At 42.1% G+C, this 24,582-nt stretch carries 21 protein-coding genes; 8 read left to right on the top strand and 13 right to left on the bottom strand.

The annotated features are described in order from the left end of the window. Nucleotides 1–361: 361 nt before the first annotated feature. From ACP7AE_RS07695 to hflX, 3 genes are all read right to left on the bottom strand, one after another. Entirely contained in the window at nucleotides 362–1,051 is a 690-nt protein-coding gene (locus ACP7AE_RS07695; protein WP_201539772.1) for an LrgB family protein, read from the bottom strand. A 22-nt stretch (nucleotides 1,052–1,073) separates the two neighbouring features. Next, nucleotides 1,074–1,508 (bottom strand): hypothetical protein, encoded by a 435-nt coding sequence (locus tag ACP7AE_RS07690; protein WP_045443651.1) that lies wholly within the window; start codon nucleotides 1,506–1,508, stop codon nucleotides 1,074–1,076. Between the two features lie 386 nt (nucleotides 1,509–1,894). Continuing rightward, nucleotides 1,895–3,358 (bottom strand): ribosome rescue GTPase HflX, encoded by a 1,464-nt coding sequence (gene hflX / locus ACP7AE_RS07685; protein ID WP_426242294.1) that lies wholly within the window; start codon nucleotides 3,356–3,358, stop codon nucleotides 1,895–1,897. A gap of 304 nt (nucleotides 3,359–3,662) precedes the next feature. Here hflX and ACP7AE_RS07680 point away from each other — a divergent pair, with 304 nt between their 5' ends. After that, entirely contained in the window at nucleotides 3,663–4,463 is an 801-nt protein-coding gene (locus ACP7AE_RS07680) for a lysophospholipid acyltransferase family protein (protein ID WP_060490440.1), read from the top strand. Between the two features lie 170 nt (nucleotides 4,464–4,633). Here the strand turns inward: ACP7AE_RS07680 and ACP7AE_RS07675 are convergent, their stop codons facing one another. Beyond that, entirely contained in the window at nucleotides 4,634–5,674 is a 1,041-nt protein-coding gene (locus ACP7AE_RS07675) for an aldo/keto reductase (RefSeq protein ID WP_426242292.1), read from the bottom strand. Nucleotides 5,675–5,724: 50 nt separating this feature from the next. Beyond that, nucleotides 5,725–6,222 carry an FKBP-type peptidyl-prolyl cis-trans isomerase gene (locus ACP7AE_RS07670; protein ID WP_201615432.1) on the bottom strand — a complete coding sequence of 166 codons (498 nt, stop codon included), beginning with the start codon at nucleotides 6,220–6,222 and terminating at the stop codon, nucleotides 5,725–5,727. Nucleotides 6,223–6,370: 148 nt separating this feature from the next. On the opposite strand from ACP7AE_RS07670, the gene ACP7AE_RS07665 reads away from it, so the two are divergent. After that, nucleotides 6,371–7,042 carry a DUF1294 domain-containing protein gene (locus ACP7AE_RS07665; RefSeq protein ID WP_426242290.1) on the top strand — a complete coding sequence of 224 codons (672 nt, stop codon included), beginning with the start codon at nucleotides 6,371–6,373 and terminating at the stop codon, nucleotides 7,040–7,042. A gap of 216 nt (nucleotides 7,043–7,258) precedes the next feature. Next, on the top strand, nucleotides 7,259–7,870 hold the full coding sequence (locus tag ACP7AE_RS07660; protein WP_426242288.1) for a glutathione S-transferase family protein: 612 nt from the start codon (nucleotides 7,259–7,261) through the stop codon (nucleotides 7,868–7,870). A gap of 160 nt (nucleotides 7,871–8,030) precedes the next feature. On the opposite strand, the gene lspA is transcribed toward ACP7AE_RS07660, so the two are convergent. From lspA to ACP7AE_RS07640, 4 genes are all read right to left on the bottom strand, one after another. Then, nucleotides 8,031–8,678 carry a signal peptidase II gene (lspA, locus tag ACP7AE_RS07655; RefSeq protein ID WP_426242286.1) on the bottom strand — a complete coding sequence of 216 codons (648 nt, stop codon included), beginning with the start codon at nucleotides 8,676–8,678 and terminating at the stop codon, nucleotides 8,031–8,033. Continuing rightward, nucleotides 8,671–11,517, bottom strand: a complete 2,847-nt coding sequence (gene ileS, locus ACP7AE_RS07650) for an isoleucine--tRNA ligase (RefSeq protein ID WP_426242284.1) — start codon at nucleotides 11,515–11,517, stop codon at nucleotides 8,671–8,673. Before ileS ends, lspA begins: the two co-directional genes overlap by 8 nt. A 425-nt stretch (nucleotides 11,518–11,942) precedes the next feature. Then, nucleotides 11,943–12,500: a protein disulfide oxidoreductase gene (locus ACP7AE_RS07645; protein WP_426242349.1), complete on the bottom strand. Its 558-nt coding sequence runs from the start codon at nucleotides 12,498–12,500 to the stop codon at nucleotides 11,943–11,945. Between the two features lie 145 nt (nucleotides 12,501–12,645). Next, nucleotides 12,646–14,283: a carbon-nitrogen hydrolase family protein gene (locus ACP7AE_RS07640; protein WP_045443666.1), complete on the bottom strand. Its 1,638-nt coding sequence runs from the start codon at nucleotides 14,281–14,283 to the stop codon at nucleotides 12,646–12,648. Nucleotides 14,284–14,912: 629 nt separating this feature from the next. Between ACP7AE_RS07640 and ACP7AE_RS07635 the strand changes: the two genes are divergently transcribed. Beyond that, entirely contained in the window at nucleotides 14,913–15,542 is a 630-nt protein-coding gene (locus ACP7AE_RS07635) for a BLUF domain-containing protein (RefSeq protein ID WP_426242282.1), read from the top strand. Nucleotides 15,543–15,637: 95 nt separating this feature from the next. Here ACP7AE_RS07635 and ACP7AE_RS07630 read toward each other — a convergent pair whose 3' ends face one another. Next, complete coding sequence (locus ACP7AE_RS07630; RefSeq protein ID WP_426242347.1) at nucleotides 15,638–17,008, bottom strand: FAD-binding oxidoreductase; 1,371 nt, start codon at nucleotides 17,006–17,008, stop codon at nucleotides 15,638–15,640. Nucleotides 17,009–17,561: 553 nt separating this feature from the next. Between ACP7AE_RS07630 and serA the strand changes: the two genes are divergently transcribed. Beyond that, nucleotides 17,562–18,788, top strand: coding sequence for a phosphoglycerate dehydrogenase (gene serA, locus ACP7AE_RS07625; RefSeq protein ID WP_426242280.1), 1,227 nt, complete (start codon nucleotides 17,562–17,564; stop codon nucleotides 18,786–18,788). A gap of 408 nt (nucleotides 18,789–19,196) precedes the next feature. Continuing rightward, nucleotides 19,197–19,628, top strand: coding sequence for a hydroxyisourate hydrolase (gene uraH / locus ACP7AE_RS07620; RefSeq protein WP_426242278.1), 432 nt, complete (start codon nucleotides 19,197–19,199; stop codon nucleotides 19,626–19,628). 109 nt (nucleotides 19,629–19,737) lie between these two features. On the opposite strand, the gene ACP7AE_RS07615 is transcribed toward uraH, so the two are convergent. Next, the gene (locus ACP7AE_RS07615) at nucleotides 19,738–20,823 is read right to left on the bottom strand and encodes a rhodanese-related sulfurtransferase (RefSeq protein WP_426242276.1); all 1,086 of its coding nucleotides are present in this window, start codon (nucleotides 20,821–20,823) and stop codon (nucleotides 19,738–19,740) included. 319 nt (nucleotides 20,824–21,142) lie between these two features. On the opposite strand from ACP7AE_RS07615, the gene ACP7AE_RS07610 reads away from it, so the two are divergent. Then, entirely contained in the window at nucleotides 21,143–21,334 is a 192-nt protein-coding gene (locus ACP7AE_RS07610) for a hypothetical protein (RefSeq protein ID WP_193007888.1), read from the top strand. A 64-nt stretch (nucleotides 21,335–21,398) separates the two neighbouring features. Further along, entirely contained in the window at nucleotides 21,399–22,118 is a 720-nt protein-coding gene (locus ACP7AE_RS07605; RefSeq protein ID WP_426242274.1) for a PmeII family type II restriction endonuclease, read from the top strand. Here the strand turns inward: ACP7AE_RS07605 and dcm are convergent. Both dcm and ACP7AE_RS07595 read right to left on the bottom strand, forming a co-directional pair. After that, entirely contained in the window at nucleotides 22,064–23,338 is a 1,275-nt protein-coding gene (gene dcm, locus ACP7AE_RS07600) for a DNA (cytosine-5-)-methyltransferase (protein ID WP_426242272.1), read from the bottom strand. The genes ACP7AE_RS07605 and dcm overlap by 55 nt on opposite strands. A gap of 346 nt (nucleotides 23,339–23,684) precedes the next feature. Next, nucleotides 23,685–24,266: a tetratricopeptide repeat protein gene (locus ACP7AE_RS07595; RefSeq protein WP_045443681.1), complete on the bottom strand. Its 582-nt coding sequence runs from the start codon at nucleotides 24,264–24,266 to the stop codon at nucleotides 23,685–23,687. Nucleotides 24,267–24,582 lie beyond the last annotated feature (316 nt).

Here is a 24,582-nt window from a genome sequence, read left to right as displayed (position 1 = left end):
AGGCGCGTCGTTCTGCGCATTTAAGCGGTTATCGTGCTGGTAGGATTTTATCGCTGTAAACGATATAGCACCCTAGCAAAAACCACGTCTAACTAGAAACCACTCGCATTGGATACAAAAAATAATAGTTGCTTACTATAACATATAATAACTTTTCGACGCATACGATTATCAGTACAAAGTATAAAAGTCATTTTTAATTTGTAAAAAAATCAACACACTACCGTTTTTGAGTACGTTGATTGAGTATTGGCTTTATTATTTTTAGGCGTATGTGGTACGTGAATATTCTGGCTGTGGCAATGAATGAATCATGAGAAATAAAAGCTGTTCAAAGCACTGAAAACTGCTTTGAACAGGGTTATATAGAAAGTGCACTGATAAAAATAGGCACCCAAACGGCGGTGACCAGCCCGTTTACTGCCAATCCAAATGCCGCATAACGCCCAGCAGTGTGGCTAATTTGCCATGCTTCGACGGTACCAAAAGCATGTGCTGCCAACCCAAGTGCTAAGCCCTTGGCACGGTCATCATCGATACCGCGAAATAAAAAGCGCGCCAAAGTACCACCGATAAGCCCTGAGACAATAATAATTAAGTTAGCCATGGCAAGTGGTGCTTTAATTAAATCTGCGACACTCAGACCGATTGGTGTGGTCACTGAACGCGTTGCAAAAGCGAGTATGGTGTCGTGACTTAATGAAAATAAATAAGCCAATGACATCGGTAGCAATGCACCAACCACACTTGCAAGGATAACTATGAGAGTAAGCTTTTTGACTGGCAGACCTTTAAAGTTCATTGCTGCTAATGGTACTGCCAATAATACGGTGACATATCCCAATAGGTGATCAAACACAGGCTTGGCAACATCGTAATAATCGTTGTAATCCCATTGTAGGATAAACAAAAATAAGAGAACCAGCGCCAACGCCGTAATCACCATCGGCAGCCATGAGAGCTTACGTGCCAGTACACGAGCAGTCACATGAGCGATTAGCGTTAATAATATCGCCGCAAAGGTTGCCACAAACACGTTATCAAAAATCATTGCATTTCCTTGTTCATGCAGCTCATAGCTGTCCTTTGTGCTCTTCAACGGTGGTGCTATCGATGCTAACATCGTGATTGAGCGAACGGTTGGCAAGTATGGCAAGTCCCCAAAGCGGTATGAGTGTGCTAATAATCATCGTCAGCATAACGCCCCAAAGCTCATCACCTAAAGCAAATAGCAGTAAGCCTGCACCTGCAGACACGGGCAAAAAAGCAAAACCGCTATCCACCAATAAAGTGTTACTGGCTTGGGTGAGCCAACTGGGCAACCCTTTAAGTAGTCGCCATGCCATCAAAATAAAGAACATGGCGACCAATCCAACGATGTTGGCAGCCTTTTCTATTCCTGCTAATTGACAGATGATAACGGCTGATTCACGAACCACGATGACCATCGTGAGTGTCAGGACTAAGGCAAGCCATAGCGGCAAATGGGCGGAATGAGTAGATTTCATAAGAAATACTGGCCGATTTAGAAATAGATAGGATAGGAGCAACAAAATAGGTAACCGCACTCTAATAAGTGTGTTCTATCTATCAATGATATTAATATTGGTTGAACCTATAGTCGATGATTATATAGAGAGTAGGCAAACTAATAAAGCTTATAGCATATCGTCAGTGCGATTATAAATAGCAACAGCGTTAAGCTCGCTTACTATAATGAGTGTATCATTTGAGCTCGAATGCCTTGTGCTCACTTTGAACGACATCGACTCTGGTAGCGCGTTTTCGTGATCGGGTAACCTATAAAGTTTAATGCTATGTGCCAAAAAAAAGGATGATATCAATGGATATCATCCTTTTGTCTTTTATAAAGCTATTTTACAGATTCAGTCATTTATATCTTTGAGTAAGGAGTTTCCGCTTCTACTGCTAATTCCTCTGACTTAGCGGCTTCAGAATTCATCGCATCAAACTCATCAAACGCTTTTTCCTCTGCTTCGGTCATCGTCGGCTCTTCAACCTCATCAGGTTTTTCGAAGTCTTCAAGTACTGGCATCAATAATGTGGCTTGTGCTAATGGCAGTACATCTAAAGGCTCTAAATTGGCCTGACCCAGTAGCTGTCTTAGCGTATCGCTTGGCAAGCGAATTGTTAAGCACTCATGACCACTGTCATCGTAGCTCTCTTCCTGAATAACACCCAGCTCATATAAGGCGTTTTTTAACTGACCTGCATGATAAGGTAAAGTCAACTCAAAGGTGGTGAGTGTACCAGTCAGTAGCTGCTGGACGGCTAACGACAACTCTTCCATACCTAGATTTTCTCTAGAAGAAACATAGACACGATTGGGTTGTCCTTCGCTAGCATAACCAATATGTGCAGGCTCATCTGTCAAATCAATCTTGTTGTAAACATTGAGCACTGGTACATCATTGTCAATCTCTGCTAATACGTCTTTGACCGCTTGAATTTGCTCATGCATATCTTCACTAGAAGAATCGATAACGTGTAGCAATAAATCTGCTTCCAAGGTTTCTTCTAATGTCGCATGAAAGGATTCGACCAACTCATGCGGCAGATGACGGACAAAACCTACCGTATCGACTAAAACAACACGACCAACACCCTGCCAGTCTAAACGGCGTAGAGTGGGATCAAGCGTGGCAAATAGTTTATCCGCTGCATAGATATTCTCGTCGACCAAGCGGTTAAATAGCGTAGATTTTCCCGCATTGGTATAACCGACAAGCGAAATCGTCGGCACATCTGATTTTTGGCGACGGGCTCGACCTTGCGCACGTGTCTGTCTGACTTTCTCGATTCTGCTTTTAAGCTGATTCACGCGCACTTGTAGCAATCGACGATCGGTTTCAAGCTGGGTTTCGCCGGGTCCACGTAGACCAATACCGCCTTTTTGACGCTCCAAATGCGTCCAACCTCGTACCAAACGCGTCGATAAATGGTTGAGCTGCGCCAGCTCTACTTGTAGCTTACCTTCATAAGTACGGGCACGCTGCGCGAAAATATCCAATATCAAACCCGTACGATCCAGTACGCGACATTTGACCAAGGCTTCAATATTACGCTCTTGTGATGGCGATAAGCTATGGTTGAATAAGACGATGTCCGCATCATGTTCGCGTACCAATTCTGCTATTTCTTCTGCTTTACCGCTACCAACGAAGTATCTGGCGTCGGGTCTTTGGCGTGAGCCTGTGACTAAAGCCAAACGATCAGCCCCTGCTGAGTCTGCTAACAGCTCAAATTCACCTAAATCATCAGGATCTTGAATTTGACGGATGTCTAAATGTACTATAATGGCGCGCTCGCCACCTTCGTGTCTTTCAAAATAATCCAAAGAGTATCACCTATTTAATAAAGTAAATATATCGCTATTATCCATTCAGTAAACGTCGATATAGCGTTCATATGACCATATATATGTGGTCTCATCAATTAATATTAAAGCGTTATAGCACAATTAACGATAGTTTTATGTTACAGCGTAAATGAAAGCCATAGACAAATCAGTGAACGCAGCAGAACTGGTTGAATAAAAAGCAACTCAGTGAACAAATCGTCACTGACTGAATAAATTTTGTTATACTCATGGCGCTTGTTTACGATATATAATCATAAGTTTTTAACCACGAGGGACACAGATGAGCCAATCTAAGTCAGGCTTCTCACTCAGACAACAGTTGGGGCGCGGCAAACAAATTGCTGGCATGACCACCACTATCGCTGGTGGATTGCGCGCCGCTCAACGTATTGGGGCATTTAAGCAGCCACCACGCGAAAAATTGCCGCGCTATATTCAAGCCTTTTGCCGCAAAATGGCAGGCTCTTTTGGCGTCAAGGTTGTGGCAGTCGAGCGGGTAGAGCAGCATCACGGATTATGGGTATCCAATCATGTGTCATGGATGGATATCCCTGTGGTGGGGACACTGAGTCCTGCTTTTTTCTTATCCAAAGCCGAAATCGGTGAATGGCCTGTATTTGGTAAGCTGGCTCATGCAGCAGGCACGGTATTTATCGAGCGTGGTTCCGGTGATGCAGGGTCGGTCGCCGCCCAAATTGCCAGTTTTTTGACCAAAGGTTTCTCGGTCATATTCTTCCCTGAGGCGACCACCACCGATGGTAAGAAAATCAAGCGTATTCATGGCACGTTGCTACAAGCTGCCATAGATGCTGACGTGCCTGTACGCCCGCTGGTAATTGCTTACGTCAATAAAGACGGCACGTTAAGTGAAGAGTTGCCTTATTATGGCAAGCTGACGATGAAAGAGAGCCTAAAAAAGGTACTCGATACGAAAGATGTGACTGCCTATGTATTGCCACTTGAGCCAATAGATCCTAAAGGGTTGAGCAAAAGTGAGTTGACGGACTTGTTACAAGCCCGTATGCAAGAAGGTTTGGCCGAATTACATTCGCGAGTCTTAACGAAAGTCGCTAAAATATAAAGCGGTGACAGCATAATAGTTGTGAATATTTAACACGCTCTAATAAAAAAGGCGCAAATCGCTCAGTTCATAACTGCGATTTGCGCCTTTTTTTGTCGATTAAAAATACAGCAGCCTCAATGCGCCAAAGTCTGGTTCTCATCAGACCATGTTGTCACCTCAAGCTAAAATTAGGGTGATGGATTAGGATGCTGGGTATGCACCGCTTCAATCGCTTCCAATACTTCTGAGCTTAAGGTTAAATGGATACTATCGATGTTGGATTTTAGCTGCTCGATCGTAGTAGCGCCAATAATGTTACTGGTGACAAATGAGCGTGAGTTAACGAAAGCCAATGCCATCTGTGCCATATCTAAACCTGCATCTGCCGCTATTTTGGCGTATTGAGCAGTGGCTGATAGCGCTTCTTCATTGGTATAGCGCGCAAAGCGATCATACATCGTCAGACGCGCACCCGCTGGACGTTTTCCATCGAGATATTTACCAGATAAGACACCAAAGCCAAGCGGTGAATAAGCCAATAGACCCACATTCTCACGGTGCGTAATCTCGGCCATAGCGACTTCATATAAGCGATTGAGCAAACTATAAGGATTTTGCACCGTGATAGGGGCGATCAAACCATTTTTATCCGCTTCCCATAGATAGCGCATCAGTCCCCAAGCGGTGTCGTTCGATAGTCCATAAGCGCGAATACGCCCTTTTTTAATCTCATCATTTAACGCTTGAATGGTCTCTAGAAATGGTGTCAAATCATCTAATGGTTGCGATGCCATCTCTTCTGTATAGCCGCGCTGACTAAAAAAGTTCGCCTGACGTTCAGGCCAATGGAGCTGGTAAATATCAATATAATCGGTCTGCAAACGCTGAAGATTACCATCGATGGCGCTGCTAATATGTTCGGCATTAAAACGCGTTTGCCCATCACGCAAAAAATCCATCGGCGATATTTTGCTAGCAAGAATGACTTTATCCCGCTGTTGGGTTTTATTAAACCACGTGCCCATGAAACGTTCTGTATCACCTTGCTTGTCTTTATCTGGCGGCGATGGATACATCTCCGCCGTATCCCAAAAATTCACCCCTTCGCTTAGCGCCATGTCCATTTGTTCATGTGCTTGGATCTCGGTATTTTGCTGTCCCCATGTCATCGTGCCTAAACAAATCTTAGAAACTTTTTCATTGAGTTGTGGCAACATTTGATATTGCATATGAATGTCCTTTGTAAATGTATTTTTATAGCTGACAGTTTTTTAAGCGATTACATGAGCTTTATACCAGTGACACCAGGCGGGGTAACCTTAAAGATTTTTACTTTAAATAACAGGGATTGTCCGGCAAGGGGATGGTTAAAATCCACTTCGACTTGATCGTCATCGAGTGCACTAATCGTACCCGGCAGCGTGTTTTTGCCTTTGTCTTCGAATTCTACCATCATGCCGATTTCTGGATTATCAGCGATTAACGCAAACTGAGTACGGCTGAAATGTTGGATGTTGTCAGGATTCCAATCGCCAAATGCCTGCTCCGGCTCTAGGTGGGCAGAGCGCGTATCACCTGCGCGCAGGTTCATTAACACCTGCTCAAAGCCAGGTAACAAACTTTCATCACCGATGGTGAGCGTCACAGGCGCATCACGGCTAAAAGTAGAATCAATCATCGTACCGTTCTCTAGTGATACTTCAAAGTGCAGCTTTACAAGGCTGCCAAAAGTGATACGGGTGTCTTCATTGGGATTGATAAATTGTGAGTCGGTCATAGTCAACAGCCATTTATTAGGGGATTATGAATTGGTTTGGCAAATAATATAAGAAATGATAAGCCATCTTGGAGAGTATGTAAGCGTAAATAGTGTAACGCAAATAGTGTAATATATTTGGCAATTCTAAGAGCAGGCAGGGGTTTTTATGGTAAATAAACAACAAGGTCACATTAAAAAGTGGCAAGATGACAAAGGCTTTGGTTTTATCGAAACACAGAATGGTGATTCAATATTCTTTCATATCAATGAGTTTAAAGCGCGTCGTCGCCCTGAGGTCGGTGAGCCAGTTGTTTTTACGTTTGGGCAAGACAACCAAGGACGTATGCAAGCAAAAGATGTGCAAGAACTGAGCTTTGTGCAGCAAAAAATGGCGCAAAAGAATCAGAAAATCCGTCAGCGTAATCACAAACGTAGCAGGCAAGCAGACTTTGAAGCAGGACAAAAGAAACGTTTGTTCCTTGGTGTGGGCTTTTATGGCGTATTAATCTTGTTGGCTGCCATGAACAAGCTCAGCTGGCTGGTCGTGGGTTGGTATGTGGCCTTGGGTCTCATTACTTATATGATGTATGCCAAAGATAAAGCCGCTGCTCAGAATAATGATTGGCGCACACCTGAATCAACCTTGCATCTGCTAAGTGCGCTGGGCGGTTGGGTGGGCGCGATGGTTGCGCAAACGTATTTACGCCACAAGTCGCAAAAGCCTGAATTTCGAGTGGCGTATTATTTGACTGTTCTCATCAATATGGCGGGGTTATTGTTTATATTGACAGGAGGAAGCTTGAAATTTTTGCAAGGATTACTTGATTCTTTGGTATAAAAGCACTTGTTTATTTATCATAGTGAGCGGTGTAGTTTTGATATTTAATGCTTAAGTCTAAAATAAACGGCTGATGAAACATCAAAGTTTTATATTTTGAGTGGCTGGTTGCCGTACGCTGGTATTTTGTGCGAGTATGATGAATTGTACGCAATGAGCACGATTTTTCAGAATAAACCTTAAATGGATTTTATTAATAATAAAAGGCGAACGTAAGTGATTACTTTATACAAATATAGCCATCCAAGTCGCGCTGAAACGGTCATTTGGGCATTGCAGGAGCTGGGCTTAGAGTATGAGACTAAAGAAATAGATGGCAAAAAAGGGGAGCAGCGTAGTCCTGAGTTTTTAGCCGTTAACCCCTTTGGTAAAATCCCTACCATCACACATGAAGGCAAACACTTTACTGAGTCGTTGGCTATTATTGAATATCTCAATGAGTTACACCCTGACAAACCTTTGACACTAAATAAAGCAGATGAGAACTTCGCTGAGAAAAACTATAAACTTCGCCAAGTGATTTCATTTGGCATGATCGAGATTGAGAGTTATCTATGGATACTCACCAAAATCAAGGTATTAGACAATTATGAAAACTGGCCTGAGGGTACCGCTAACAACTGCATGAAGTGTATCCAAAAAGCCCTACCGATTGCTTATGCTTGGGTAGATGAGCAGGAGTATATAGCGGGGGACAGCTTTACGTTGGCAGACATTTATTATCAGCATTTGTTTTCATGGTTAAAGATGTTGGGCGTTGAGTTGCCTGAGCAGGTTCAAGATTATCTTAAAAAATTATCGAAGCGTGAGAAATTTCCTAAGAGATAATCAATCATGAATGTAAGCTGTTGAGAGTGGCGTATAGGCGCAATACTCTATGCTAACTAATAGCCTTTATCAGAAAAAATGATGAATAAAAAAGGTGGGTTACGACTACGTAACCCACCTTTTTTATTTGTAAATCTAACTGTATTAATGCGATTTAAAATTATGACCGCGGCATTTCACGCTTTTTTTCTAAAAACAGCATGTCAATGACAATCAACGCCACACCGATACTAATGCCCATATCCGCAATATTAAAGATAGGGTAATGCCAGACATCAGCGTTGTGTACATGGATAAAGTCGATGACGTGACCATGCAGCAAGCGGTCAATGAGATTGCCAACCGCACCGCCGAGCACTAGTGCTAGACCTGTCGATAGTAGCTTGGCTTGGCGCGGGGCTTTTATTAGGTAGCCAATTAAAAATAGCGACATCAACAACGCCAATCCTGAAAAAAACCACTTCTGCCAACCACCAGCATCTGCCAAAAAGCTAAATGCCGCGCCATAGTTGTATGCCAATGTCCAATTCAGAAAAGGCTCAATCACAGGCACTGGCTCATGAAAAGTCAGCTTAGTTTCAGCCAGCCACTTCGTCCATTGATCGATAATTAGCACGACCAACGATAGGAGATACCACGTAAACGCACGACGGCCATTCGCAATCATTTTTGGCGTCTTATTCAGGCGACTTTTCGGTGTCGTTGAGCTGCCTGTAGTTGCATGAGCTGGCTCAGGTGATTTATCGACTTCACTATATGGCGGCTTGTTGTCTGATGATTCTGTTGAGTTAGGCGTATGGTTAGGCATAGTGGCGCACCTCACCATCACCGCTGACGTTAGTCACGCAGCGTGCGCATAGTTCTGGATGTGCACTATCGGTACCGATATCATCACGGATATGCCAGCAGCGTACGCACTTGGTGCCAGTTGCGGCGCTCACATTGACCACTAAGTCTACTGATTCATCCGTGCTGGCGTCAGTTTGCTCATCTGTGTTTGTTTTATCGGCAGGAGCGTCGCTCATTGGTTTCAAAGTTGCGCTACTAGTGATTAGTACAAAGCGCAGCTCTTCACCCAGCTTGGCCAAGCTTTCATGCATTGCACCGTCAGCATACAGATTGACATCGGCAGACAAGTTAGCGTTGATGATTTTTTCACCACGTGCGGTCTCGATATGTTTATTGACCATATCCTTTGCCAACATGATACGTTGCCAGTCATCGTTGCTGATCGCGCTTAGCTCAAATTCTGGAAATTTATACCATTCTTCAGTAAATACATAACTGTCAGCGCCATGCAATACTTCCCACGCTTCTTGTGCCGTGAATGACAAAATCGGCGTAATCCAGCGAATGAGTGCCTGAACGATATGGTAAATCGCCGTTTGCGCAGAGCGACGCGGCTGTCCATCAGTCTGAGTCGTATATTGACGATCTTTGATAATATCTAAATAGAAACTGCCCAAATCTTGCGAACAGAACGCAGTAATATGCTGGGTGACTTGGTGAAAATCCATCGCATCATAAGCACTGATGATTTGTGCTTGCACGGTTTGCGCGCGCTCAATGATGAATTTATCAAGGCTGACCAGCTCATTGATATCGACGCTGTTGGTCGCTGGATCAAAATCGTCGGTATTGGCAAGTAAGAAACGCAGGGTATTACGGATACGGCGATACATATCGATTGCACCCTTAAATACCGTTTTACCTGCACTCATCTCATAACGATAGTCGCTTGAGGCAATCCACAAACGTAGCATGTCCGCGCCTGTTTTGTTGATCTCTTCCTGCGGCGTGATGATATTGCCAAGTGACTTACTCATCTTGCGACCGTTTTCATCAACCACAAAACCATGCGTCAGTACTTGCTTAAACGGTGGGCGCTCATACATGGCTTCTGACGTCAGTAGTGATGTCTGGAACCAGCCACGATGTTGGTCTGAGCCTTCTAGATAGATGTCTGCTGGATTGGTCAATTCATCACGCTGCTCAAGTACTGCAAAATGCGTCGTGCCTGAATCAAACCAAACGTCTAAGGTGTCGGTTGCTTTATCATAATCAGCCGCCTCGTTGCCTAAGAAATCTTCACAGCTGGCATCAAACCAAGCTTCTACACCGCCTTCATCAATTTTTTGTGCAGCGACTTCCATCAGCTCAAGCGTTTTTGGATGCAGCTCGCCTGTTTCTTTATGGGTAAAGAAAGTAATTGGCACGCCCCATGTACGCTGACGTGAGATACACCAATCTGGTCGACCCGTCATCATGGCTTCAATGCGGTTTTGTCCCCATGCTGGTGTCCAGCTTACTGCTGGGATATCTGCAAGCGCACGCTCACGCAGACCTTTGGTTTCCATATTGATAAACCACTGCGGCGTTGCGCGGAAAATAATCGGTGACTTATGACGCCAGCAATGCGGATAGCTGTGCTCAATCTTGGTATGACTGATTAGATGTCCATTGTCATGCAGTGCGGCGATGATTTTTGGATTGGCCTTATAAATATGCTCGCCCGCAAATACCGCCGCGCTGTCCAGATAAACGCCCGTACCACTGACTGGGTTTTCAACAGGTAAGTTATATTTAAGACCTACGATATAATCGTCAAGACCGTGACCGGGTGCTGTATGGACGAGGCCAGTACCACTATCAGTAGTCACATGCTCGCCTAAGATGAGCGGCACTTGACGGTCTGCAATCAGTGGGTGCTGGGCACGCAAGCCTTCAAGTTCGCGCCCAGATACGGTAGCTAACACACCCTGATTGCTAAGTTTGAGTTCCGTTAATGCTGTTTCAACCAAATCCGCGGCTAATAGCAAATTACCTTTTTCAGTCGCCACCACACTATAGTTGTGTTCAGGATGTACGGCGATGGCTTGGTTCGCTGGTAATGTCCAAGGTGTCGTCGTCCAAATAACAGCGGCGATATTACCCGCTACGTCAGCCAACGCCGCAACCTTATTGGTATCCAAAACATCGAAGCTCACATAGATAGCATCAGACACTTTATCTTGGTATTCCACTTCGGCCTCAGCCAGCGCAGAGCTACAGTCTAAGCACCAGTTGACTGGCTTCATACCGCGAGTCACATGACCATTGTCATAAATTTTGGCCAATGCGCGCACGATGTTGGCTTCTTGGTGGAAGTTCATCGTTAGATAAGGATTGTCCCAATCACCAAACACGCCCAGACGTTTAAAATCTGCCTTTTGCAATTCAATCTGGGTGCTCGCATATTCACGGCATAGACCGCGGAACTCAGTCGCCGATACTTTTTGACCGACCTTGCCAACTTTGGCTTCGACCTTTTGCTCGATAGGCAGACCATGACAGTCCCAACCAGGGACATAAGGCGCATCAAAGCCGGATAGTGTTTTTGACTTGACGATAATGTCTTTGAGTACTTTATTAACGGCGTGACCCAAGTGAATCTGACCGTTGGCGTAAGGAGGACCATCGTGCAAAATGTATTTGGTCGCCCCAGCACGTGCCTGACGAATTTTGCCGTATACATCATCCGCTTCCCAAGCAGCAAGCCAATCTGGCTCGCGCTTGGCAAGGTTTGCACGCATCGAAAATGGCGTATCGGCAAGGTTTAGCGTGTCTTTATAATCCTGGCTTGGCGTATCAGTACTTTTATCAGTCATAGAAGGTGTCTTTTTAGAAGATGGATTAAAAATCGATGTAAAGTCAGATGTGACATTTAGGGTAATGCTTAGCTGGCTGCTTAACCGTTGATGATCGCTTTCTCGCTTATAATATATCGCTATGCATCAACGTCATAAATATGCTCACGTCAATAATAAATGCTATCGAGACGAATGCAACATAAAATATGCTTATGGATAATAAAATACCGTGATAGCAATAAACTAAAAAGAGGCAATGAGATTGCCAGCTATTATATGACAAAAAAGCTAGGGTAAAAAGAGCTGGTCAGTATTGTCCTTATTTTAGCCAAAACCAATCATTTATATGAGTGATGCAGCATCTATTGAATCATACGGATGGCAAGTGCCATTGTCTATCGATTGGGCTCTAAATAATTGGACTCTAAACAGCAGGCTAAGCGTTAAAAAACTGATGATAACCATAAGCGCAATTTCAGCGACCATAAGGGTTGAATGCCCGTCAACCCTTGAGTCATCTCGCCATTCTTTAATATGACATACGAAGGCGTCACTTGTCCTTGCCAATCAGCGAAGATGCTGCCTTCTTGATCATTTATCGTCGTAAAGCGATAGCTGTTTTCATTAAGGTAGCGGTGCAGCTCTTGGTCAGTGCCTGATTTAATGGCAATCGTAACGACTGGATAATCATTTGCGGCGGCAAGTTTGTCTATGGTCGGCGAGGTGATACTACAAATGGGACACCACGTGCCCCAAAAATACACTAGCGTTGGTTGTTCATTGCTCAGCGCCGCTAAGTCAATGACTTGCCCTTGATAATCGGTCAGTTGCAATTGCGGGTTGGCTGGCATGATAGGCTGTCGCCACCAATTGATAGCGGTATAAATAACAGCAAATACCAAGCCATATATGAGGAGATTTTTAGCGATAGACAACCCCTTTTGCTTGGGTGTTTTCTTTGGCTTTTTAATGGGTTTTTCAGTATCAGTATCAGTCGTCATAATGGCTGCTTTTTTGCTATAGGTATTGTATAAATGGCTTTGATAAGTGGTTGTTGATAGATAAAAATAAACGGCTGAAATGTCAGCCGTATTATTCATAAATTTTATTAAACCGTGTTCAGTGTTGGTATTTTAAAAAGACTGATTAAGGTTTTTGCGCACGGTTTTGTAATGGGTCACCGAGCAGGACACTACCAGAGTTTTCGAGGCGCTCATCATCGCTTAGCTTACTGGCTGATACTTTAGATTTTCTCTTCCATTTCAAACTATACAAGTCATCACGGCGATCAAGCAGATTATGTACCGAGCCTTCGTTACGGACATGAATAAGCTTGTCTAAGTTCACATCTGAGAAGAATACCATCTCAGTGTTGGCGGTGGTTTCTGCCATGATCGCATCATGCGGGAAAGCAAAATCTGATGGCGAGAAGATAGAGGACTGCGCATATTGAATATCGAGACTTTCAACCTGTGGTAAGTTACCAACCGAACCACAAATCATCACATAGCATTCGTTTTCAATTGCACGTGCTTGGGCGCAGTGGCGCACGCGTAGATAGCCGTTTTGCGTATCAGTCCAAAATGGGACGAACAAGATGTCCATATCATCAAGTGCCATGAGGCGGGCAAGCTCAGGGAATTCAACGTCATAACAGACCAAAATACCGATACGACCGGCATCGGTATCAAACACCTTAACCTCGTCACCGCCTTCGATGACCCAAGCGCTACGTTCATGCGGGGTAATATGGATTTTGCGCTGCTCTTCGACCGTACCATCGCGGCGGCACAAGTAACTGACATTATATAACGTATCGTTCTCGTCCAAGTACGGCATCGAGCCTGTAATGACGTTGACGTTGTAGCTGACCGCTAAATGCGATATCTCATTTTTAAACCATTCGGTATAACCGGCTAAAAATCGAATAGCGACGTTTTGATCCGTCGATTCACACAGACCCATCAGCGGTGCGTTAAAGAACTCTGGTAAACAAGCAAAGTCAGAGTTGTAATCAGCCATAATATCGACAAAGAATTCGACTTGTTGCAGCAGCTCTTCAGGTGACTCGACTTCACGCATTTGCCATTGGATACCACCAATACGCACCTCAGACTTACGAGTGTTTGGCTTATAGTCTTGCGGCTCGTAATAAATATTTGCCCACTCAAGTAGAGTAGCAAAACCTTTAGATTGTTTATCATCAGGCAGATAAGCCGTTAAGATACGCTTGACGATAAAGCCATTTGAGAGTTGGAAAGACAATGCAGAATCATGAATTTCACGAGCCGCGACGGCTTCAATATATTCGCCAGGTGTGAGATCTTGATGGTTATGATAGTTCGGGATACGACCACCAGCCAAAATAGCTCGGAAGTTTAACTGGCGACACAGCTCTTTACGGGCATCGTATAATCGACGTCCTAGGCGATAACCACGGTATTCAGGGTCGATCAGCGCATCTAGACCGTAAATAGCATCGCCTTCAGGGTTGTCTCTGATAATCTCTTTATGACCAATCAAGTCGTCGTAGGTGTGCGGGTTAGAAAACGTGGCATAATCAACACGCATAGATAATACGATACCAATCAATTGATCATGATCAAATAAAGCGATCTGACCTTCAGGGAAGGCATCGATTAAGGTATTGATAGTGTTCTTTGACCATGCACCGCCCAAGTTGACATAGACACGATCCATCAGTGCTTTTAATTGTGGATAGTCTTTTTTCTTGATTTCAGCGATGGTTAGATGAAAGTCGTCTAGTTTTTCTATTTTGCTCATAATATTCCTGTTTTGGCTCTTTATTAATTTTAGTGATATCAAATAGCATGCGTTGCCACAATTCAGTTGGCAATTTTTTGTGTAAAAAAAGTGATAAAAATATTCCAATCATAAAATATTACCGTTACAATCAATTATCATTGTATTTACAATAAGTTATGAAGATAATTTATCTTATAACTTCTGTCAGCTTTGGCGTTACTGACGTGTTTTTTGAACCTCATATCATTTTAAAGTAGCTATAAATTTAAATTAAAGTGACTGTAAATTAAATTAGCTATGAATTAAAGTGACTATAAATTTAAATTGAAGTGACTATAAAATTTTTCATAATGTCCACAAACAGTCGTTGGGGTTAATACAAGCCAAGTGTTTGGTACAGCTTCTAACCTGAGGATGTCAGTATAGATCTTCTGTTAGCTTAACATTATTTTTAAATAGCATATCTTAGGGCGCTTCGTTTTGGTCTATTTGTTTTGCTGGTTATCATAACAAGCTACTCAAGTAATGACAGTTTAACGTGGTAACTATTTGCTACGTTTTTGTGAGTCGCTGTCTTTTTTCATTGGGGCATCGTTGTTTTTATTTTGTTTAGCCGTATTTAATCGGTTTTTTAGGATTGTTTTATTATGCCCTCAAGTCACAACGATAGAGTCAGTGAGTGGGATGAGATAGAAGACTCAGCGCTGGTTCAATTGGTGTATGTTAGTAGTTTGACGCTTGTCTCACGTTTAAGCGCCTCTATATTTGATGAAGTAGAATGTCATGCGCGTAACTATAATCAACAGCATGGCATTACAGGTACTCTATGTTATGGTAGTGGTCATTTTTTGCAATGCATCGAAGGTGAGAAAGCGCACGTATTTGCCTTAAAACAACGCATATTTGCGGATAAGCGCCATAAGAATACTGAAATATTGCTGTTGCAGACGATAGAACATCGCCGTTTTGCGGATTGGCGTATGCGCTTATTATTTTTAGAGCGTTGGTTATGGTCACCAGCGAGCAAAAAGCAAGCCGCACAGTTATCGCCATATTTGCCATTTGCGCCGCATAATTGGTCGCCTGATCGTACCGAGAATTTTTTACAAATCATCAAAACCTTTGATACGCCGCCACATATTAAAGCGGCTGGTATTACCTATAATGCACTGGGCAACATGTTTCGTCATATCGCCGCCCCGCATCAAGCATTTTTAATCGTCCAAGGTTTTTTAAGTGTGTTATTAGTGGTAGCGCTAGTGTTGTTATTTTTATAAAAAATCGCTTTGATAAGCCAAAAAAAGACGCTAAACCATCACGTTTAGCGTCTTTTTCATACTCTTATTTATTACTTTAATTATTAAATAAGCACTTACATATCAAAAATCTTGCCACGGTTCATAATGTTATTTGGATCAAAGACTTTTTTTACCTCTCGTAAGTACTCAATCTCAGTCTCGCTGCGGCTATATTGTAAATAAGGCTTTTTAGTCATACCGACGCCATGCTCAGCCGAAACCGAACCGCCATATTTTTGCACGGTCTCAAACACGTACTTATTAACAACCTGACATTCAGCAAAGAAATCATCTTTGCTCATGTTCTCAGGCTTTAAGATATTAAGATGCAAGTTACCATCGCCGATATGACCGAACCAGCAGACTTCAAAGTCAGGGTAGTTGCTACTGACGATGTGATCAATCTCGGTGATAAACTCAGGGACATAGCTTATCAGTACGGATACATCGTTCTTATAAGGGGTAAATACTGAGATGGTCTCAGAAATGTATTCACGCAGCTTCCACAGCTCTTCAGCCTGTGCCAAGCTCTGGCTCATGACACCATCGACGACCCAACCTTGTTCCATACAATGCTCAAATATCGCCATGGCTTTATCCATGATCGGCTCGTACGGCGCTTCGAACTCTAATAGCGTATAGAACTTGGTGCGCGACTCAAATGGCTCTTGTACTTGACCGTGTGCCATCAACTTATCAATAGCCACATCATCAAAGAATTCAAAAGCGGTCAAATCAATCTTCGCTTGAAAGGCTGATAGCACATTCATGACATCATTAAAGCTGTCCATGCCCAGCACCATGACATTTAAGTCTTGTGGCTGACGTTCAAGCTTGATTTGTGCATGGGTCACAAGCCCAAGTGTGCCTTCGCTACCGATAAACAATTGACGCAAGTCATAACCCGTAGCGTTTTTGACCATACCGCGATTGAGCTGCAAGATATCGCCTTTACCAGTGACCACTGTCAGCCCCATAATCCATTGACGAGTCATGCCGTAGCGTATGACTTTGATACCGCCTGCATTGGTGCCAATATTGCCACCGATTTGACTTGAGCCAGCTGAGGCAAAGTCAACAGGATAATAAAGGTCTTTCGATTCTGCGAATTGTTGCAACTGCTGCGTGATGACACCGGCTTCGACTTCAACTATTCGATCGGCAGGATAAAACTGTCCGATACGGTTCATCTTATCCATACTGACCACAATCTCGCCATTGGAAGCAACTGCGCCAGCAGACAAGCCAGTACGACCGCCACTTGGCGTTAGTACGACATTGTGTTCATTAGCGAGAAGCACAATCGCTTGTACTTGCTCAGTAGTCTTCGGAAAGACGATGGCAGCAGCAGCAGGGGCAAAGTGCTTGGTCCAATCTTTGCCCCAATGTTCTAAACTCTCAGGGTCGGTTTTGATTTGGCTGGCGTCAAACTGATGAACATCCATCAAAGTGTTCAAAATAGTTTGAACAGCAGCTGTATGGGTTGCAGAGGTGCTTTGGCTAGATAAAGAAGTCATGGTCAAATCTCGGTATAAACGTAAGCGCTATGCCTAAAGGGGATTATTATATCGCTAAATGGATATAAACATAGCCACATAGGTATGTTTATATAGTACGTATTTATATGATTATAAGTGAGCCAGTAAAGCAATGATAGAAAGATGTCATGCTGCGTGCTTATATGGAGGTAAATGATAAAAAATAGTTTAATAAACGTCGAACAGCGTGATTTACTATAGCATAAAAAGTTTTCAGGCTTGATAACCAATAATTCATCTAATCTGCTAACATCGTCGCCCAATTTTGTGTAAGATATCCAGACTGTTTTCGTTTCACCCACCCTATAGTTAAAGCATTGGTAAGTGGTTACGACGTTAACCTCATTTAATGTACTCAGTGTATGGTTTGCGCTTGGTTACTTTGTACCTACTTTAAACGGCTTCGACTACAGATTATCCCTCAGATAATTTTACAAGACAATTATAGGACAGTTCTCATATGGCGTTATCACTACAAAAAGACAAAATCCGGTTTTTATTGCTTGAAGGTCTACATGACAATGCTTTAAAAGTATTGGAAGCGGCTGGTTATCATAATATCGAAAATATCAGTCACGCATTAGATCAAGATGAGCTGATCGAAAAGATTAAAGACGCTCACTTTATCGGTATCCGTTCGCGTACGCAATTGACACGTGAAGTACTTGAGCACGCGCACAAGCTCATCGGTATTGGCTGCTTTTGTATCGGTACTAACCAAGTAGACTTAGACGCTGCACGTGATTTGGGTATTCCCGTCTTTAACGCGCCATACTCAAACACCCGCTCGGTGGCTGAATTGGTATTGGCCGAAGCCATCATGCTATATCGCGGCATTCCTGAAAAGAACGCGACCGTACATCGTGGCGGTTGGGGCAAGTCTGCGACCAATTCACATGAAGTACGTGGTAAGACTATCGGTATCGTCGGTTATGGTTCTATCGGCTCGCAATTGTCTGTCTTAGCAGAAAGCTTTGGTATGAAAGTCATTTATCATGATGCTGTGACCAAGTTGCCACTAGGTAATGCGGTACAAGTAGGTAGCTTAGAAGAGCTACTATCAACGGCTGACATCGTGACATTGCATGTACCTGATGTACCAAGCACCCGCTACATGATGAAAGCTGAGCAGTTCGCGCATATGAAAGACGGCAGTTACTTTATCAATGCCGCTCGTGGTACTTGCGTAGAGATTGATGATTTAGCCGCTGTGCTTGAATCTGGTAAAATTTTGGGCGCAGCGATTGACGTGTTCCCGAAAGAGCCAAAATCAGCTGATGAAGAGTTTGAATCACCACTGCGTAAATTTGATAACGTCATCTTGACGCCGCATATCGGTGGTTCAACTCAAGAAGCACAAGCCAATATCGGACTTGAAGTCGCTGATAAGTTTGTTAGATACTCTGACCAAGGTGACACAGCGACAGCCGTGAACTTCCCAGAAGTTTCTATTCCATTCAAAGAAAACTCACATCGTCTATTACATATCCATAGAAACGTGCCAGGCGTGCTGTCTCAGATCAACCGTCTGTTTGCAGAAGCAGGAATTAATATCCTAGCACAGAGCCTAATGACAGAAGGCGATGTCGGTTATTTGGTCATGGATGTTGATTATAATGATTCAACTGCCGCGCTAGATCAGTTAAAAGACGTAGAAGAGACGATTCGCGTGCGTATTTTGTTTTAAATAGTATTTGCACGCAAACATAATTTTTAGCCTAGCAATAGCAGACCATCATTCAGATAGTCTGCTATTCTTTTGTCTTAAATCAAGCAATTGCGACGTTCAATCATGGCATTGATGCTTTTTATTTATGAGTAACACGAATTATAGCGAATGTAAGTTTTACATTCACTATACTCATTTTTATATAAGTTAACATTATCTTAATTATAGGGTCTTATTAACAATATAAACTACACCAGTACATTAAGCCTATAATGATGAATATATTTTTAATGAACAACATGATTGATTATGTTTTTGAGGTAAATCACGGTTATGTTCTGCGGACAGGCATACTTAAAAATGGTAAATAGCTTGCTGAAGAAGATGATTCATTTAACACATACAATTGACTGAATAGGATGATTCATGAAAAACAACTTACTCAAGGCAGCTGCATTTGGTAGCGTATTAGCTATGACTGCAACGGCTACCCATGCTGCTGGTGATCAAGATAAATATCAATTATCTAGTCATATTTTAGATATTAGCACAGGCAAACCAGCACCAAACGTCAATGTAAAACTGATGATGCAAGAGAAAACTGGTAGCTGGAAATTGCTTAATGCGCAAAAGACTGATAATAATGGTCGTATCGGCAACTTCTTACCGAATCAAGACGGCGTTGAGCATGACGGTACTTATAAGTTGATTTTTGAGACGACTCCTTATTTCCGAAATCAAGGTCTAGAGTCTTTCTATCCGTATGTTGAAGTCAATTTCAATATCGAAGGCGATAACCATTACCATGTGCCAATCACTTTATCTCCATACGGCTATAGCACTTACCGCGGTAGCTAAGCCATATTACTTACTAAGTAAGTCATAAGTTAGTACTAATAAAGCAAAAAAGGACGCCCCAATCAAATATTTGATTGGGGCGTCCTTTTTGCTTTTATCAAGCTTAAATTTATTCAGCGTTAGCTTTATTGGCTTCTTCTGCTTGACGACGTGCTTCAATTTTAGCGGCTTTGCGTTTCTCAATCACATCAATCACATCACTACCAATATGCGCTTCGCCACGTTTCTTCGCCAGCTGCATTTGATGCTCACGTTCGCGAAATCTGGCTTTTTGCTCGTCGGTCGCTTTATCAATGCAGTGTGGGCATGACTCGCCTTTGATGTAAGCAAGGCTTTGCATGTCATCGACAGTAATGGGCATACGGCAGGCGAAGCATTGCTCATAGTTGCCTTTTTCTAAGTTATGATTGACCGACACGCGGTTATCAAAAACGAAGCAATCGCCTTGCCACATAGAGTCGCTGGCTGGGATTTCTTCTAGATATTTTAAGATGCCGCCCTCTAAATGATACACCTCTTCAAAGCCTTGCTCACGCATATAAGCAGTCGACTTCTCACAGCGTATACCACCAGTACAGAACATCGCGACTTTTTTATGTTTGGCTGGATCCATCTCTTTTGCGACGTATTCTGGGAACTCGCGGAACGTTTCGGTATTTGGATTGACGGCATTTTGGAACGTACCGATTTTAACTTCATAGTCATTACGGGTGTCGATAAGAATGACGTCAGGGTCTGAAATTAATGCATTCCATTCGCTTGGTTTTACATAGCGTCCAACTGATTGCAATGGGTCGATATTTTCAACGCCCATGGTGACGATTTCTTTTTTGAGCTTCACTTTAGTACGATAAAAAGGCTGAGCATCGGTATAAGATTCTTTAAAGGTAAAGCTGCCAATCGCTTCGATACTGCGCAGATACTCAAGGACGTTATCGATACCTTGGCGTGTGCCAGAAATCGTACCATTAATGCCTTCATTGGCAATCAATAACGTGCCTTTGACATCATTATCGAGCATATTATTTAAAATTGGCTCGCGGTATTGCTCAAAATCAGCAAAACGCGTGAACTTATATAGAGCGGCAACGACGATGTTATTGGTGACGCTATCGTAGGCTGGGGCTGATTTGTTGTCGATGACAGTGTTGTTTTGGATATTGCTATCTGTATTGTGGTCTTGAATGGTACTCATTTTTTTCTCCTGCTGGCTAGGTCGCAAACCTAGTGCGTTGGGTTTAAGGTGCTTTTTAAAATTAACGGTTGAAACTAATTGGTAATGCTATAACACTAGCGCAATTGTGGAATTGGCTAATGCGGGCGTAGTGTAGCAAATTTTAGGGAAGTTTTGAATACTTTAATAGCGAATGGTATCGCTAAAGCAATGCCGACTCACTAAAGAAATCTTATCTGAGTGATTATCAATTTTAGGCATTTATCCGATGAGTAGAGCTTGCTATAGTAGACGTTTGCTCATCGTTTGGTTCTATTTATTTCATTATTAAGGCGCTCGTATGTCTCTGTTTCAATCTATCGTCATCGAAAAGTATGTCCGCGAACTTGATAGCACTCAGCTAGAGACGGCTTGGCAGACTTATAGCCATTGTTTTCTAGACCTATCAAAGCAGGACAACATCCGCCTAAGTAAAGAAAAAGATTATCAAGAAAGTTGTTTGTTGGGTTTCAGTAAAGTATTAATAAATTAGTACTCTACTGAAGTGTGTGTATAATTGATGCTTCAAATTTACTAGAAATACCATGTAGGAAACTATGGACAATAAAAGTGAACAAGAACTATTGGATATAATAGCCAAATATTTTCAAGAAAAGATATTCGACAATCATAGAATAAATGTGATCAAAACACATTCAAAGCTAAAGTCGTATAAGATAAATCCAATTCTTGTTAAGTACTTATCTAAGATTTTAGAAGATGATTTCACACCTCTTGGTATAGCTAAAGCCTTATATTATCCACGGGTTTTAGGAACTTCAATAAACACATCTTTCGGAACTCGTATTCAGAATATGTTTGTGGAATTGGATTTAGCCCAAGGTTCATTAATAAAAGGCATGGATATTGAGTTTGAAGATAAAGTTGATGGTCGGAAGAAATGGTGTCAATTAAAATCAGGACCAAACACCATAAATTCAGAGGATGTCAATCCACTTCTAGCTAAATTTACAACAGTAACAAATCTAGCTAGAACCAATGCCATAAATCTAAATAACTCAGATTTGATACTAGGTGTTTTATACGGCGATGAAAGCCAATTAAGCCAACACTATAAGGAAATTGATAAGCAGTTTCCTGTTGTTATTGGCAATGATTTTTGGCATAGACTGACAGGGTACTCTGGATTTTACGAAAAGCTGGTTGGGAAATTGGATAATATGATTCTTAATATGTACTCACATGATTTCTTTAAACAAGGCTATATAGCATTGGCAAAAGAAATTGAAGAATCCTCACTGTTTGATTTCTCATAATAAGCATTTAAAAATTTCACTAAAGAGTATCCGACTTCCTTACCTAGATTGCAAGGGACGGCATTACCAATTTGTTTATATTGTTGAGAGGTTGAACCAATAAATTTCCAATCATCCGGGAAGGTTTGGATGCGTGCGTACTCTCTCACTGTAAACGGACGAGTTTCATCAGGATGACAACGTTCAGTTTGTTTCTGAGCAGGGCTACAAGTCAGAGTAAGGCTAGGCTCATCCCATCCTATCCGTCTAGCCATTCCAGTTTTACCGCCACCTAAATAAAAGCTTTTACCCATATATTCCTTTTGAATATCGAGAGGTAAATCCCGCCAATAGCCTTTAGGTGGTACTAAGTCAAGAACTTCTTTTTTATGTATGGGGTATTTTGCACCATCTGATTTCGGAACGTCTGTTTGATATAGCATCCCTTTTTTTAGAGCATCTCTCAAATTATAAACTCTATTTGATGGTTTGGGGTATTGATAATTTATATCAATGTCTTTACGTATACCAATAATAAATAAGCGTTCTCGCTTTTGAGGTACATTATAGTGAATAGCTTTTAATACCTGCACTGGAACAACTCGATATCCAATTTCATCAAGAACGGAAATCATACCTTCTAAAGTTTTACCCTTTTCATGCGACATTAAACCTCTGACATTTTCCCCAACACAAATCAATGGTCGAACCTCATTAACTGCTCGTGCAAAATCATAAAATAATGTACCACGTGTATCTTCAAGCCCAAGCTTTCTACCTGCATAGCTAAAAGCCTGACAAGGAAAACCACCTGTCACGATATCGACTTGGTCTTTGTATTCTGAAAAATCGAACGACTTAATATCACCTTCTAGTACGTTCCAGTTAGGACGGTTGTGTCGTAGCGTTTGACAAGCCCATTTATCTATTTCATTGAGTGCTACACATTCAATGCCAGACTGCTCAAGTCCTAAGGCGAGTCCACCTGCACCTGCAAACAATTCAAGGACAGTATATTTTTTATGAGGTTTGACAAAATTAATTATTGGATCGGTTAACAAAGTAGGCTGTAAAATAGCGTTGATATCCTTTTTTCTATAAACTCGATAATTACTTATGGGTTCGCGAAAGGCAGTTAACTTACCTTTATTATCCCATCTACGTAGAGTTTGTTTGCATTTTCCAAGAATAATGGAAGCTTCGGCAATCGTATAAAATTTTCTCATTGAAACATTATACATGGTTATACAGTGGTTACATAATATCTAATGCATTAAATTATCTTTTTACTCTCTAGTGCTTTCATACTATTTTCAAAAATTAAAGTAATGTGGAAAACTTGAGCACACACTACATATATTATGCTTAGCAATTTTGACTAAGCTAATCTTACTTTTTGGGTTTAGGGCTATACGAGTATCTACTCATTGAGAATATAAGCCTTTAAATTCATGATTAGTCTACGTCAAAGAATGTATAGATAACTCTCTATAAGAAAAAAGTAAAATGTGAGCGAAACAGACAACAAAAAATCCAGCTCAAAGGCTGGATTTTTTTTATATTCACTGCGTAAAGCAAAATTAGAGTTTACTTACTCTGGAACCAAGTATCGGCTTTGCTACGAGCGCTAGCGATGTCTGAGCTTGATAAGTTCAATGCCAATTGTCCGATTTTACCGCGTGCCTTATTACGTACTTTTTCATCAAGCATACCATCACGGGCAGCCAAATCGTACCATTTATAAGCATCGACTAGATTTTTTTGCTTTTCATCGAGCAATGCAAGGGTATAGCTGGCACGGTTATCGCCGCGCATTGCCGCTTTTTCTAACCAAACTTTCGCTTGTTGCAAGTTAGGCTGCACACCTTCACCTCGCAAGTACATGATGGCAAGATTCAACTGAGCAGGGGCAACGCCTTGTTGAGCCGCTTTGGTATACCACTGAATAGCTTGCTGGGTATTCTTTGCAATGCCTTCACCTTTCTGTAAGCGCTTGGCTAAATAAAACTGAGCATGATCGTTACCTTGGGCAGCGCGGTTAGACAGTTCACTGACTGGCATTAGCTCAAAACGTGACGTATCAAGTGGCACGTTTGATATTAACTCAGCGTTTGCTAGACCTGCACAAGAAAATAAGGCAGTAAACAACGCAGCTTTTAATAATTTCATAGCAGCTCCAAAATTAGGCAGTTAATAAGCAAAAAAAGTTGCACCGCTAAAAGGGTTTAGACGGCGATAACAATTAGGTGAAATCTTGCGATACCAACTTACCTAATCATTAGCAATATAATTAATCGATGTGTTATGGCAAATTCCTTTAATCGAACCGATAAACGGTCAGAATCAGGGTGCGATTGACACTATTTTGCTAGCTTAACACCCAAACTTACGAAACTCAAATACTAATTACATGATTTAATGCTTATTCATACCTCATTGTCCTCAATAAAATCATAGAGTTACTTAAGCGTAAGAATAAATTAAC

This window comes from Psychrobacter sp. TWP2-1-2 (genome assembly GCF_049896785.1).
Taxonomy (GTDB): domain Bacteria; phylum Pseudomonadota; class Gammaproteobacteria; order Pseudomonadales; family Moraxellaceae; genus Psychrobacter.
This window is presented reverse-complemented; position numbering and strand designations above follow the sequence as displayed.